The sequence below is a fragment of the Peribacillus sp. NPDC060253 genome (genome assembly GCF_042727425.1).
In the GTDB taxonomy this organism is placed as follows: domain Bacteria; phylum Bacillota; class Bacilli; order Bacillales; family DSM-1321; genus Peribacillus.
Window position 1 is genome coordinate 20,636 of the sequence record NZ_JBHXAS010000050.1, and the last position, 14,651, is coordinate 35,286.

The following is a 14,651-nucleotide window of genomic DNA, read 5'->3' on the forward strand; positions in this document are numbered from 1 at the left end:
ATTCAATCAGTGCGTTATCATTATATCTGCTTGCTGAGATCGCGCTGAGCTCCCCTATAACTTCCGATTATATTTTGATAACCAGGAAGCTGGCTAGAAAGTAAAGCACCAAAACCTTCGACATCATTGCGCCAATCACGTTGTAATTCACACGCCACGCTAAACCAGTTCATAAGCTGCACACCACCATGGGCCATACGCGATAATGCCGCATCAGCCACCTGTTTGCTTACTGTTCCAGAAGCATCAGTGACAGCAAATACTTCATAACCTGCGTTCAAAGCGGAAAGTGCAGGGAAAGCAACGCAGACATCTGTAACTACGCCCGCAATGATAAGCTGTTTTTTTCCAGTTTCTTCGATTGCTTTAACAAAATCTTCATTATCCCACGCGTTAATTTGTCCAGGCCGAGCTATTTTTGGCGCGTTAGGGAATAGTTCTACCAGTTCTTGCATGAGCGGCCCGTTTGGCCCGTTTTCAAAGCTTGTCGTCAAAATGACTGGTAGATCAAAAAACTTAGCGGTGTTAGCAAGAGCCAAAACATTGTTCTTGAACTCATCAACACCATAATCACGCACTAGGCCGGAAATAAGACCGGTTTGATGATCCACTAGAAGAACGGCAGCATCATCTTTGGAAAGACGAGAATAGAGATCAGACATTTTAAAGTCCTCCTTTTATTAAAGTAATCGAAGAAAGTTCATATGTAGGAAAATTCATCCCCACTCCTTCGTTTGTTACAGGCAATTTACAGCTTAACTGACTACTGACATTCGTTTATCTATAGACTTATAGCATGTCAATCATATATATAATAAGAATCATTAATTATTGTTAATACTCTGACTTCTTATATTAATCTAGAACTGGAGTGTGATCGATCCAATGAATGAATTGTTGTAAATAACGCTCAAGATAACGTTTTGTTTTATCGTCAGTAAGCACTTTCCGATCGGAATCAATCTTTTTATGTACTTGCGAAATCAGTATTTTTTGAAATGGAAGAACATGAACTTCCATGGCTTCTAGTACTTGCCTGATTTGCATTTGAGCAAATGCAGTACCTAATCCCCCAGGAGTGGCTCCAATTAAGCCAACTGGTTTTTTGGTAAGAACAGAGGACTCACGAGGTCTTGATGCCCAGTCCAATGCATTTTTTAATACGCCTGGTATTCCAGAATTGTACTCTGGGCTTACGATAATGATACCGTCAACGTCCTGAATAGCGGATTTAAATGATATCACTGCTTCTGGTGCGTCACTTATTTCTAAGTCTTCGTTAAACAAAGGAAGTTCATTAATTTCGATCCAGCGAAATTGATAAGAATCAACGATATCCGTCAATGATTGAGCAATGATTCGATTATAAGAGTTTTCCCGTAAACTGCCACAAATAAGGCCGATGGTTCTGGTCATCTACTTCCCTCCTTGTTTGAATTCGCCTCCTATAATACCATAATATACCAATACTAAAAAAGTGACGTTATTCCTAATTACACGCTTTTGATTACAAAATATGAATTAACATAATAGCTGGGTAAAACATGAATTCTAAATTGCATGTTCAAAGTAAGGTAAAAGGTTTTGATTATATTGAATCCTCTTCCATTTTCCGAATATTTAAAACATACTATAAACTAAAAGGTGATGGGGAGGAGTGCAGAAATGGATGAAAAGAAAGTTACATGGTTAGAGCTCTTTTATGATTTGTTATTTGTGGCTGCAGTTGCGGGTGCAACTCATGTATTACTTCATGTAGAAGAAGGATATATCCATCCAGAGTATTTATTAAAATTCGTGTTAATTTTCATTCCTATCTGGTGGGCTTGGGTAGGGCAAACCATATTCATTAACCGGTTTGGAAAGGATGTATTTCATCAACGGCTATTTTTGATCCTGCAAATGTTTTTTGTCCTAATTATGACCTCAAGCTTATCCGTTGATTTTGATCCTTATTATCTTTCTTTTTTAATTGGTTATATTGGCTTAAGGGCCATGACTGCTATCCAGTATCTTGTTGTACAGCGTATCGAAGAGGGCTTTCGAAAAAAAGCAGCACTCTATTTGGGAAGGTATTTTTGGATTGGAATCGCCATTTCTTTATCCTCTGTCCTATTTGATTCTTGGATTCGATATGCTGTGTTGTATTTGGGCATCTTCATCGATATTATCGTCCCAATCCTCGGAAGAAAATGTTTAGAAAAAGTTCCTACAAATACAGCCCATTTGTTAGAACGATTTGGTCTATTTACCATCATTCTCTTTGGGGAAGCTCTTATTAGCACTCTTGCGGTAATACAGCCTAAACAAGGAAATTGGGATTCGATAGCCTTTTCTATCATTTCATTTACCCTGATAATATCTATGTGGTGGCAATATTTCGATAATATGGAGAAGAAAGTCGACAAGTCTGTACAAACATCTGGCCAAATCATCATTTACGGTCATCTGTTCATTCTTATGTCTTTGAGCATGATTGCAGCAGCCATCAGATTATTGTTTTTGCATGAGGTCCATTATTCATTTATCCTATATTTTGTTTTCGGCTCTGTATTGCTCTATTTCATGTCAACCACTTTCGTTTTCCATCAATATAGGCATAAGCACCAGCGATTGCAAACTTATCATTTAGGCTTATTTTTAGGGATTTTGTTAGTCTTTTTTATCATTAATTTGATTGTAGTAGTACCAAATATTGTGATAATAGGCGAATTAACACTGTTTTTTATCACCTTTGCTAAACTAACAACTACATAAATAAAGAAATCCAAGAAACCAGTATCAAACGTTAATACTGGTTTCTTTAGATAGAAGTTGGAAGTTTTTGCATTTAACATCAAATTAGTTTATTCATAAACTGATTTTGACAAAAGAAGAATAAAGTGACATTCACGAAAGAAAACATAACGAATCCCTCCACATCTAAAAATGAGGATCGACTAGATTTAATGTTATAGTTCCGCATAACACGAATATATAACCAGAGTATCCGAGAATCCAATCAACATTTTAAAAAATGGATTCTATCAGCAGCCCCATTCGATATCTTTGTTCAAGTGGGTTCCCATGAACGATTGTCTCAACAAGAACTCGCAAACAAGCTTTTTGTTACGAAAGGAAATATCACTCAACTATTAAGTAAAATGGAAGAATTGGGATTGATTAAGCGGGAACAGAAATGGAAAACCAAATACCTTTCATTGACTGAAGAAGGAAAAGAGTTTTTTCATGAAGTTGTTCCACAACAAGAACATTTTCAGGCCTCACAATTTTCCAACCTGAATGACACGGAAAAACAACAGCTTTTAGATCTACTTAGTAAAATTCACCTACTTGAATGGTGAGTATATGCGCTTGAGGAGCGCTATTAAAATTTAGTCATCAAAAAAGAACTGTCCCCATAAATGACTACCCCTTTCTGAACAGATCATGATAATAGAAAGAAGGCCGCCAATTGGCGGCCTTCTAGCATTAAAACACCTGTTAGTAATTACCAGGTTCCCTCTTTTTTTCAGTCCATTATTCGTTCAAATATGCCCATGCATATTGAGCATAAAGTTCTGCACCGGTAGCAAGCGCATCCTCATCGATGTTGAATTTCCCGTGATGATGGGCCCATTCCGTATCTTTTTCAGGGTTTCCAGATCCAACTAAAGCGAAGCTTCCAGGTACTTCATCTAAATAGAAGCTAAAGTCTTCTCCACCCATTGTTGGCTTTTCATTATATACTGCGTCTTCGCCAAACGCATTTGAAGCCACTTTTTGTACTAATTTGGCACTGTATTCATCATTAATGACTGCTTGTGTTCCACGGTAATACTCAACCTTGGCGGTCGCACCGTAAATATTAGCAACATTTTCCGCATAAATCTGGAGCTGCTTTTCAATATGGTCACGTGTTTTATGATCAAAACAGCGGACAGTCCCTTCAATAACGGCATTTTCTGCAATGACATTAAATCGTGTCCCAACGACCATTTTTCCAATTGTCAAAACAGCCGGATTTTGTGGGTCAACCGTTCTTGATACGACAGACTGTACATTCATGACGAATGAAGAGGCAACAATAGTTGCATCGATACAATCCTGTGGCATTGCACCGTGTCCCCCTCTTCCTTTAAACGTTACTGTAAAGATATCTGCTGAAGCGAATGAAGGTCCTTGAGTACAAGCAACCTTGTTTGTTGGCATTTGCGACCAAATATGTATGCCAAAAACATTATCAACACCTTCAACAGCCCCTTGTTTAACCATTTCCCTTGCACCTGTTGCTACTTCTTCGGCTGGTTGAAATATTAATCGTACATTCCCAGGTAATTCTTCTTTTATTTCGTTGAGTGCCTTCGCTGCAATTAATAGCATGGATGTGTGTGCATCATGTCCACATGCATGCATTTTCCCTTCTTCTTTTGAAGCATACGGCAAGTCTTTATTCAATTCTTCAACAGAAAGGGCGTCCATATCTGCTCTTAATGCTACCGTCTTTCCTGTCTTACCGCCTTTAATTTCTGCAATAACACCTGTTGGTTCTGCTTTTCGATAAGTAATCCCTAAGTTATCAAGGTAGTCACAAACAAAGGCAGTTGTATTTTCTTCTTCCCATGATAACTCCGGTTCGCTATGAAGTTTTCTTCGTATTTCTGTTAATTCATCACTATGGTTTTGAATCGCTTCTTTTATCGTTTGATTAATCATTCTTATTCTACCTCCGTCAAGCATTTAGCCACTTCGTAAAATATTTGCACTCCATTTGCTAAATGACGTGCATCCGACCATTCCTCTGGACAATGACTTAGTCCTGCTTTACTTGGAACAAAGAGCATGCCAACATCTGTCACATCGGAAAAAACCATCGCATCATGACCTGCTCCACTATTAATGGAACAGTATGGTATATCTAAATCGGCACTTTTATCTTTTAATAATGCTTTAATCTCATTGCTCAATACCTTTGGCGGCATATATAACAGCTGTTCAGCAGATGTATGGATCCCTTGTTCATGAAAGGATTCGATTAATTCTAGTATCCGCTTTATGACATTGTTAATATGTTCTTCCTTGCTAGATCGAATATCTACCGAAAATACCACTTTATTTGGAATGACGTTGGCCCCATTTGGTAAAACATGTAGTCGCCCCGTTGTGATAACCGTTCCTTCTCCTTCCTCCATTGCAAAGCTCGGTAATTGAGAAATAATCTGGGCGGCTGCAACCAATGCATCCGTACGGCGATCCATCGGGGTTGTGCCAGCATGGCCAGCCTTTCCTTCAATGGTTACTTCTAATTGCGTTAACCCAACAATCGCTTCTACAACACCAATGGCGATATTCTTCTCTTCAAGGATCGGTCCTTGTTCTATATGCAATTCAAGGAATGATTTAATGCTATTGGGATTTCTCCTTTTCGGAAGAGAAGAATCCAGTCCAATTTCTGACATCGCTTCTACTGTTGTGATACCTTCTTTATCCTTTAAGTTTTTAAAATTTTCCTCACTAAGTGATCCAACTATTCCTCTCGACCCCATTAGTCCACCGCCAAATCGTGAACCCTCTTCTTCAATTAAGGCTACGATTTCCAATGGATATTTAGGTGTTAATTGATTCTCGGCAAAAAGGGCAGCCACTTCAAGAGCGACAATTACGCCAGCTGGTCCGTCATACGCACCACCATTTGGTACGGAATCAAAATGTGAACCGACCAGAACGCTTGGCGCATCTTTTAAAGTACCCTCAAGCTTTCCAAAAATATTTCCCAATCCATCTTCCTGTACGGTTAGACCGTATTCTATCATTTTATTTTTAATATAATTACGTGTTAGTAAGTCTTCCTTGCTATACGTAAGCCGGGTAGTCCCGTTACCGGGTGTTGATGTAAATTCGCTCAAATCATTTATTTGCTTTTCTATACGTTCACTAAGACTCACTTAGAACCCCTCCTATTTTACAAGAATTGCACGAAGACTCCCGCTAAAACAACCGACACGATGGTAACCGATATAAATCCACCGACAAGCATTGGCGGCAGCATATGGCTCAGCAATGCTTCTTTTTCATTTTCATCTTTTGTTAATGAATTGACGACTTCATTGGTAATAATGAAATCGGCTGGAAATCCGTATAATGCTGTTAAAGATACAGCAAACGCCATTCCTTTGCTTACTTTTAACAATTTCCCTGCAATGAATGAGAATATATACATACCGATCACAGCTAAGAAAATGCAAACAACAAGTGGGAAAAGAATCTCCATCATCATACTTGGTGTTGCACTTTTTAAACCGTCAAAGACGAAGAGCATAAGGGCCATGATAGCAAAACCAAATCCATTTGCTTTTTGCAGAGTCTGCCTTTCCAAGAAACCAATACTTTTCGCGATAACTCCGAAAAGTAAGCAAAGAACAAATGCATTTATAGATATAATCGGTGCTAATGCAGTCGAAACTAGGTAGGCGAGAAAAGCAACGACCGCAAGCCTGAAAAATTTAAAGTATTCTGTATTATATTTTTCAGGAAGTTTTTTAAACAGTTTAAGTTCCGCCATACCTTCCTTAACGGATGCTGAATCGTCCTTTTTTACCGTTAATTGTCCATTGCGATATTGCTCCAGCAGCTGCTTCCCCTCTTTTTTCAAGACAATTGATGTTAAAGGATATCCAGCAAAGCCTTGCATCACATAAATAACGATGGCAAAAACGGACAAGCTTGTAAGTCCTGCGTCTGCCGCTCCTTCTGACATAATTAATGAAGAAACCATTCCGCCCACTAAAGGTGGAATCGCCACAAGAACTGTTTGTAGATCAAAAATAAGTGTGCCTATCCCAAATAATATGCCTATAATTCCCAGAATACCAGATAGAGAGATGACAATTGTTTTCCATTGATTTACCAATTCTCGTATTGAAAGCAATGTTCCCATGTTTGTGATCAATAGGTACATCATCATAGTTGCAACTACCGGTGGAACACCTGCTATTGAAACGATGTCTTGAGGGAAGAATGTCCAATACCCACATAGAAATAAGATCGCTGAAATAAAAACGGAAGGTACCCAGGCTTTTGTTCGAACCGCCACTATGTCTCCTACAAATAATATAAAAATAACAATAACTAAAGCCAACATCTGTGACATATGAGTGTCCTCACCTTCCAATTTAATAGTTTGAATATTCTTATAAAATAATAACACCGAATCGCTTTAATTAAAAGACAATTCTATATTTTCGGGTAATTGTACACAGATAACAGGAAATGTAAGTGTTTTAATTTTAAATCACGATACTAAATATTCTAAAACAGTTAAATAATTGGATATACTGAAATAATTTTAATCATACATTTACCTTTATATCCTTTGTCCCGTTACTTACAACAATTTGGTGTAAAAATATAAATTCATAGTGCTTGTTTTTTTGTTGATAGAAGTCACTGCCTCCTATTAACTAATCTGTACATTTTAATTCAAAAAAAAAAGCCGTCTAAGGACAGCTCTCATTAATTAAAAACCTTTTTACTGCATTTTCTATATAAGTAAACTAGAGACTTAGTTAAGCTATATGAAAGGAAGCAAAATCAATTACATGGTTAAAGACTGCCAAGGGCAATTGCTTTTTTAGAAGTGAAGAATCTTAAACGTTCAACCATTAAGGAACAGTTAGATAAACCTGAATTTCAATCCATTAATCAAATCTTAGTCGGTGAATTAAAAGCCATTGATATATTAATCAACGAATTCATACAATTATTTGAAATACAAGAAAGTGAAGCGGCCGATAAGAAAAGTGAAGAAAAGGAAACTTCCAATAATGATGGGAAAGGAATGGAAATGAATGAAACAAATTAACAGTTATATCGATTCGGTGTTTAATAACCAAGATGATTTTTTGGAAGAAGTCATTTCTACCATAAAAGAAAACGGTATGCCCTCCATATCGGTATCTCCCTCTTCTGGAAAACTTCTTACTATGCTTATATCGATTTCAGGAGCAAAAAATGTTTTGGAAATAGGAGCTCTTGGGGGCTATAGCGGGATATGCCTTGCCAGAGGATTCGGTAAAGAAGGAATTTTAACTTCCCTTGAATTAGAGGAGAGATACGCAAAGTTAGCACAAAGTAATTTATCTAAAGCTGGCTTTGGCGACCAAGTTTCTTATATTACCGGAGCAGCATTGCAAAGCCTTGAAAAACTTGTAAATGATAACAAGAGATTTGATTTTTTCTTTATAGATGCTGATAAGGACAATTATGAAAATTACCTGCACTATTGCATTAAACTGGCGGAATCAGGTGCTTTAATCATTTCTGATAACGTGCTTGCAGGCGGCAGTGTAGCAGACCAGAGTGCCAAACCTAAACAGTATACTGAATTAATGAAAAAATTCAATGAAACAGTGGCCAATCATCCTCAATTAGAATCCCTGCTCATTCCAATCGGGGATGGGCTGACCATTTCAAAAGTAAAGAAATGAAGGATTGAACTGGAGTTTGAAGGTATGTAGTGCACGTGTAAAGATCGAATTTATTACGAGTAAAGTGCGAATTCACAAGTAAATTGCTCAACCTTACGAAATATCGCCCTAACTCACGTTTATATCGAACAATCTTTCGTATTTATCGATCAAACTCACAAATATATCGATCAATCTCACGAAGTCATGAAGAAAAAATAAAAAAATTTCTATAATCTTGAATGAAAATGATTATTATTATCAATAATAAAATGGAAGAAGGGTAACCAGTTAGATGGTTACCCCCGATGATTTAAATTTTAAATTTCTGGATCAAATGTTTTGCAATCCGTTTCTTTGCTATTGGATGCTTGGTTCCCTTTATGACTGACAACATAAATAGCATCTGCACTACATTTGTTTCCAGAATCCCAATATTTACAATTATTTACTTCACATAGAACATCTTTTGCCATCGTATCACACCTCCTCATTTGCTATCATTAACAAAATTGAGATTATTGATACTTTCCTTTTTTAGGTTCCTCCATTTTTTGGCCCCCTAACTCGTATAATGAAGGGCACAATTTCACGAGTAAAGCGCTTTTTCGATGGTTAATGAAAGAACTTCATTCTCGTTAAAACGCTTGGAACAAAAAAGAACCCGGGCAGCTTTCGCCCGGATTTTGTTATCATGCTGATCTTTTCAATAGTTCTGCTTGCGGGATTTGCCAAAGCTCGCGCCATTTTTTCAAGGCCGAAATGAGAATGACCAAGCCTAGGCATAACATGGTGATTGATAATATTCCATTCAGGATGCTGAATCCTGTTGAATCTGGGTTTAAGTATACGTTTTTCACCATCCAGTAGCCAGCTACATTAACGGTTACATATAAGTAGGCAAGTGGGATGAGGCATGTCCAGACATACCAACGTTTGTCTGCAATTTTCAAGACGACGGTCGCACCGATGATGAGTCCGATTGAAGCCATAAGCTGGTTGGATACACCAAAGAGTGCCCAGATCGAACCAATATCACCAGAGTAGAGTAGATAGCCCCATATAAAGCAGGCTAATGCACTGGCGAAGATGTTACCCGGTAACCAGTCGACTCTTTTTAATGGTTTATAGAATTCTCCGAAGAAGTCCTGGATCAAGTAACGTGCAACACGAGTCCCCGAATCGATTGCGGTTAATATGAAAACCGCCTCGAACATGATGACAAATTGGAAGAAAAATGAAGCTAATTTGTCAAAGAAGGGAATTTCGGTGAAAATATAAGTCATACCGACAGCAAGGGTAACTGCACCGCCTGTCCGGCCTTCAAGATTAATGCCGATTTCTTCACTTAGTTCTTTAAGGTGTACGGTTTCCATCCCTAATGTTTGAAAAACTTCAGGTGAGGAGTTAATGGCAAAATAATCCCCTGGTTGCAGGGAAACTGCTGCAATCAATGCCATGATGGCAACTACACATTCTACAAGCATCGCTCCGAAACCAACCGATTTAATATCACTCCAACGATTCAACATTTTTGGAGTTGTTCCGGACCCAACAAATGCATGGAATCCTGAGATCGCCCCACAGGCAATGGTTATGGAAATGAATGGCCAAACAGGACCAGCGACAATCGGACCTCCGCCATTAATGAATTCTGTAAAAGCAGGAAATTGAATCTCTGGATTCACTACGAAAACGCCTATGATCAATGCGGCAAATACTCCGATTTTCATAAATGTACTTAAGTAATCACGTGGTGCGAGCAACAGCCAAACAGGCAATGCGGCTGCGAAGAACGCATAAATTGGCAAAATGATCGCAAGTGTACTGGCTTCCAGTGTTAATAATTCACCAAGTGCCGTTCCCTGAATGTTCGGCCCAAGTAAAATCGCTGCCATGATAAGCGCAAACCCGACAATGGTCGCACCTTTTAGATTGCCCGTTTTTTTATGGTAAAGCCCAACACCCATGGCGATGGGAATCGTGATCCCAACAGCAAACGTCCCCCATGGATTATTTTCCAAAGCATGCAGAACGACCATTGAAAGTCCTGCCATCGTTATGGTAATGATAAAAAGCATCGCGAGTCCTGTACAAAAGCCTGCTACAGGTCCAAGTTCTTCTTTTGCAACTTCCGATAGGGATTTACCGTCTTTACGCATCGACGCGAAAAGCACCACGGCGTCATGGACGGCTCCCCCGATTACTGCTCCGATTAAAAGCCATAATAAACTTGGCAAATAGCCGAATTGTGCAGCAAGGATCGGACCCACCAGTGGACCAGCCGCTGCAATGGCTGCGAAATGGTGGCCGAATGCAACCCATTTATTTGTTGGAACATAATCTTTTCCATCTTCTAATTTATGGGCCGGAGTCGGCTTGGAATCATCGAGTTTTAATACTTTAAGCGCTATGAATGTACCGTATAAACGGTAGGCAATCATTAATATACAAATGGAGCCTATGACGATTGTAACCGCATTCATATTTGAACCCCCTCTATTTCTCACATCGTAAAATGATGATATCACAATGAAAACGGATTCAATGTGTTTTCAAGTTATAATGCAGATATTGAGGGATGGGCTGCATTATGAAGGAGGTAAAATGCAGAATTATGAAAATTTTTAAAAACCAATCAGCTGCTTGAGTTCTTTCACATACGTACGGCTCACGGGAATGTTAGATCCGTCACTCATAATGAGGTTATATGTTGAATTGAACCAAGGCTGTATTTCTGATATATGTGTAACATTCACGATAAATCCGCGATGCACCCTTAAAAAGGAGCGATTGTCGAGCTTCTTTTCTAGCACAATGAGAGGGTCACCCATTTTATATTCATTTTCTTCGGTTTTAATGATCGTCTTTCCTTCTATAAGTCCTATGAATAAAATGGTGTCCCGGTCGATCAAAACGATCCGGTCATCTATGAGTACAGCCATTTTACCTGTCTGTTCTGCCGAGGTTCTTAGAGGAGACTTTGTCCTGGATTCGTCTTCCCCGATTTTACGCAGCTTCACAAGCTTATCCAATGTTTGGCGAATCCTTTTCTCATCAAATGGCTTTAATAGATAATCAAATGCATATAATTCGAAAGCCTGCAGGGCAAACTCGTCATAGGCCGTCGCAAAAATGAGCGCAGGTGCAGGGTCAAGTTCTGCCAATTGCTTAGCCAATTGTAAACCATTGCCCTCTGCCAGCTCAATGTCCAAAAAGACAAGATCAGGCTTCAATCGGGGGATATCGCTCATGGCATCTTCTATCCCTTCAGCCTCTCCCACCACTTCTACTTGTCTGCTTCTCTTCAGAAGATATTTCAATTCATCTCTTGCCAGTGGTTCATCTTCTACGATAAATGCTTTCATCATCGCTGACATATACTCCTTTTTCCTTGAGTGGTATTGATATTTTCACTTGTGTTCCTTGTCCGGTTTCACTTTGTATAGTGAGGCTTGCCTGTCCATTATAGATCCCTTCCAGCCGTTCCCTGATATTATGAAGGGCAGTTCCTGTACCTTTATTCGATTTTACAGCATGCTTGCCCAATTCATCTAATCTTCCGCTTGAAATCCCTTTCCCGTTATCTTCCACAACAATGCACATCGTTTCGTCTTTAAAATAAACGTGAATGATGATTTCACCTTTGTTTTTCACATTTGGAAACGCATGGTGTATTGCATTTTCAACAAGTGGCTGTAACGTGAACGGAGGTAATAGAACTTCCTTAAGGCTTGGTTCAATGCGATAGACGATATGATATTTATCTGGGAATCGTGCCTGCTCCAATGATAAATAAGCGTTCACATGCTCCAATTCCTTTTCAAGCGGCACCAGTATTTGCCTGGCCCCTTGTAAATTGCTGCGAAAGAAGGCACTCAACTCCAATAATAAATTTCTTGCTTTCTCCACATCCGTCCGGCATAAAACGGATATCGTATTGATCGCATTAAACAAAAAATGAGGATGGACTTGTGCCTGCAAAGCCTTGATTTCAGCATCTTTCAATAATTTCGTTTGCATTTCCGCTTTGGCGAGTTCCAATTGTGTGGAGAATAGTTTCGCCAACCCCTCAGCCAACTCTTGTTCCACTAGGCTTAATTTATCTGGATGCTTGAAATACATTTTCAAAGTCCCGACCGTTTTCTGTTGGACTTGCAATGGCAGGACTACGGCTGCTTCCAATGGACAAGAATCATGGAAACAATAAATATCCTTTCTAGTTTTGGCCACGATGATTTTGCCTTGTTCAAGGGCCTTTTTCGTTAAGCCGGTTGCTATTCCCTCCTTTGGGACATGGTGATCGGACGCAGCACCCACATGAGCAAGTACGCTATGCTCATTGGTTATGGCCACGGCATCGGCTTCAGTGAACCCCAAGATGATTTCAGCTATTTTCTTACAGGAAGTTTGATTCAACCCTTGTCGGAAATAGGGCAATGTCTGATCCGCAATCAGGAAAGCAAGATTCGTCTGTACGGCCCGTGTCCGCGCTTCGTCCCTCGTAATCGATTGAATGATGAGCATGAATAGTAAAGTCCCAAACCCGTTGATGAAAATCATCGGGAGTCCGATTACTTGTACGAGCTCCCACGCCCTTTCAAATGGTTTGGCCGTAACTAGTATGATCCCCATTTGGATCGCTTCCAACGCCATACAAATGGGGATGGCAAACCATGGCGTGATCGTCCCATGCTTTTGACGCTTTTTCCCCAAAAAACCCGATAAGACACCAGCCAAAATGGCTGCAATGGCACAAGCCCCTGCTGTAAACCCCCCGAGAGAATAACGGTGAAGCCCTGCAATCAAACCGACTCCCAAACCAACAAATGGGCCCCCCAGCAAACCACCAATTGCCACGCCCATGACCCGCGTATTCGCAATGGCGTTTTCGGGTGCTATCTCAGTATGCCAATCACCCTCTGGTATGGCATGATTTCCGATTTCGATCCCTGTATAGTTACTTATGATGCCGAAAGTTCCAAATAGGGCGATGAGCATGATTTTCTTTGATATTTGTTGTTCATGGCCGATCATTTGCCGAAAGGGCTTCATATAAGAAAGCAGGAATGCAGCGATCACGATGATCCCTACTTTTTCAATCAACGACGGTAATAAAAGAACCAAATCATTCACCCCTTTTCTGGCTTTTTCATTCATCTTACAACAGCAAAGAAATCATTGTCGGATTTTGCTTTAGGTTTAGCTGCTGAATAGGAATGGATACAGTTCCAGTGCTCTGGGGAGTTCAGTATTCACTATCCCAAAATTCATCATTTCGCATATCTTCAACAATCTCTTCCAGAGACTAGTGATAATCTCATTACTTTGGTGCTGCACTGTTCCCAACAGGCTATGTAAAATCTTTCAATTTCTTTGTTTATATTAGGTTAAGTACTTATCATTATCGCTCAAATTCAAAAAGAGAAAATTTGGATGGACGAAAATAATAAAAACTACTGGTATATACAGAGGTTCATAAAAAAATGAGGGTAGACCGATCAGAATAAAACCACGTAAAAAAACCCTTGTATTCATTAAGAATACAAGGGTTTTATAAAATTATTTTACTGTTACAGGCTTATAGTGTCCGGGTATGCTTTTGGCTGAAATCGCCAATCGGTTCCAGCCGTTGATCGTGATGATTATGGTAACGAGGTCGATATATTGTTTTTCATCAAAATGAAGGCGTACCCTTTCATATAGATCATCTGGTACACCGTTTGCCGAAATGGTCGTGACCGCTTCTGTCAATTCTAGCGCTGCCCTTTCCGACTCTAGATAGAATGGTGATTCACGCCAAGCACTCAAACAGTAAATTCTTTGTTCAGTTTCACCCATTGCCCGGGCATCCTTTGTGTGCATATCCAAGCAGTACGCACAGCCATTGATTTGAGAAGCACGAATTTTAATCAATTCAATTAATTTGCCATCAATTCCCGTCGTTTTCTTGTATTCCTCCAATTCAATCATTAATTTGACTACTTCCCGATTTGTCTTCATGTAATTAATGCGTTGTTCCATGTATATCTCCTCCATTAAATCGTTTTAGGTTCCACTTATAAGACAAAATAGAGGATTGATTTGTGACATAAAAAAAGAGAGCCCACATTGAACTGCACCCCAATTGTTAGACAACATCTAACAATTGGAGGTGCAGTTTTTTTGACTAAATATACGATAGACGAAAAATTACATGCAGTTTTA

13 protein-coding genes and 1 pseudogene are annotated in these 14,651 nt (G+C 39.3%); 4 read left to right on the top strand and 10 right to left on the bottom strand.

Annotated features, from left to right (window positions below):
- Positions 1–20 precede the first annotated feature (20 nt).
- Together ycaC and ACFWE9_RS14430 are read right to left on the bottom strand one after the other, a co-directional pair.
- Entirely contained in the window at positions 21–662 is a 642-nt protein-coding gene (gene ycaC / locus ACFWE9_RS14425) for an isochorismate family cysteine hydrolase YcaC (RefSeq protein WP_230160653.1), read from the bottom strand.
- A 193-nt stretch (positions 663–855) separates the two neighbouring features.
- Positions 856–1,416 (bottom strand): NADPH-dependent FMN reductase, encoded by a 561-nt coding sequence (locus ACFWE9_RS14430; RefSeq protein ID WP_377357352.1) that lies wholly within the window; start codon positions 1,414–1,416, stop codon positions 856–858.
- Between the two features lie 249 nt (positions 1,417–1,665).
- Between ACFWE9_RS14430 and ACFWE9_RS14435 the strand changes: the two genes are divergently transcribed.
- Together ACFWE9_RS14435 and ACFWE9_RS14440 are read left to right on the top strand one after the other, a co-directional pair.
- Positions 1,666–2,757 (top strand): low temperature requirement protein A, encoded by a 1,092-nt coding sequence (locus ACFWE9_RS14435; protein WP_377357354.1) that lies wholly within the window; start codon positions 1,666–1,668, stop codon positions 2,755–2,757.
- Between the two features lie 206 nt (positions 2,758–2,963).
- The gene (locus ACFWE9_RS14440; RefSeq protein WP_377357368.1) at positions 2,964–3,344 is read left to right on the top strand and encodes a MarR family winged helix-turn-helix transcriptional regulator; all 381 of its coding nucleotides are present in this window, start codon (positions 2,964–2,966) and stop codon (positions 3,342–3,344) included.
- A gap of 175 nt (positions 3,345–3,519) precedes the next feature.
- On the opposite strand, the gene ACFWE9_RS14445 is transcribed toward ACFWE9_RS14440, so the two are convergent.
- Genes ACFWE9_RS14445 through ACFWE9_RS14455 form a run of 3 tightly spaced genes read right to left on the bottom strand, consistent with a single transcriptional unit; the run spans position 3,520 to position 7,129 of the window.
- Positions 3,520–4,695, bottom strand: a complete 1,176-nt coding sequence (locus tag ACFWE9_RS14445) for a M20 family metallopeptidase (protein ID WP_377357356.1) — start codon at positions 4,693–4,695, stop codon at positions 3,520–3,522.
- A gap of 2 nt (positions 4,696–4,697) precedes the next feature.
- On the bottom strand, positions 4,698–5,924 hold the full coding sequence (locus ACFWE9_RS14450; RefSeq protein ID WP_377357358.1) for a Zn-dependent hydrolase: 1,227 nt from the start codon (positions 5,922–5,924) through the stop codon (positions 4,698–4,700).
- 17 nt (positions 5,925–5,941) lie between these two features.
- A complete protein-coding gene (locus ACFWE9_RS14455) occupies positions 5,942–7,129 on the bottom strand; it encodes a hypothetical protein (RefSeq protein WP_377357360.1) in 1,188 nt (395 codons plus the stop codon).
- 456 nt (positions 7,130–7,585) lie between these two features.
- Between ACFWE9_RS14455 and ACFWE9_RS14460 the strand changes: the two are divergent.
- Positions 7,586–7,840, top strand: a pseudogene (locus ACFWE9_RS14460) (hypothetical protein); the annotation flags it as partial.
- Complete coding sequence (locus ACFWE9_RS14465) at positions 7,827–8,465, top strand: O-methyltransferase (RefSeq protein WP_377357362.1); 639 nt, start codon at positions 7,827–7,829, stop codon at positions 8,463–8,465. The pseudogene ACFWE9_RS14460 and the gene ACFWE9_RS14465, both read left to right, overlap by 14 nt.
- Before the next feature lie 299 nt (positions 8,466–8,764).
- Here ACFWE9_RS14465 and ACFWE9_RS14470 read toward each other — a convergent pair whose 3' ends face one another.
- From ACFWE9_RS14470 to ACFWE9_RS14490, 5 genes are all read right to left on the bottom strand, one after another.
- Positions 8,765–8,920 (bottom strand): DUF1540 domain-containing protein, encoded by a 156-nt coding sequence (locus ACFWE9_RS14470; RefSeq protein WP_065310844.1) that lies wholly within the window; start codon positions 8,918–8,920, stop codon positions 8,765–8,767.
- 216 nt (positions 8,921–9,136) lie between these two features.
- Positions 9,137–10,930, bottom strand: coding sequence for a carbon starvation CstA family protein (gene cstA, locus ACFWE9_RS14475; RefSeq protein ID WP_230160666.1), 1,794 nt, complete (start codon positions 10,928–10,930; stop codon positions 9,137–9,139).
- A gap of 141 nt (positions 10,931–11,071) precedes the next feature.
- Positions 11,072–11,815 carry a LytR/AlgR family response regulator transcription factor gene (locus ACFWE9_RS14480; protein ID WP_377357364.1) on the bottom strand — a complete coding sequence of 248 codons (744 nt, stop codon included), beginning with the start codon at positions 11,813–11,815 and terminating at the stop codon, positions 11,072–11,074.
- On the bottom strand, positions 11,787–13,571 hold the full coding sequence (locus ACFWE9_RS14485; protein WP_230160670.1) for a sensor histidine kinase: 1,785 nt from the start codon (positions 13,569–13,571) through the stop codon (positions 11,787–11,789). Before ACFWE9_RS14485 ends, ACFWE9_RS14480 begins: the two co-directional genes overlap by 29 nt.
- A 435-nt stretch (positions 13,572–14,006) precedes the next feature.
- Positions 14,007–14,468 (bottom strand): carboxymuconolactone decarboxylase family protein, encoded by a 462-nt coding sequence (locus ACFWE9_RS14490; RefSeq protein WP_230160672.1) that lies wholly within the window; start codon positions 14,466–14,468, stop codon positions 14,007–14,009.
- Between the last annotated feature and the right edge of the window lie 183 nt (positions 14,469–14,651).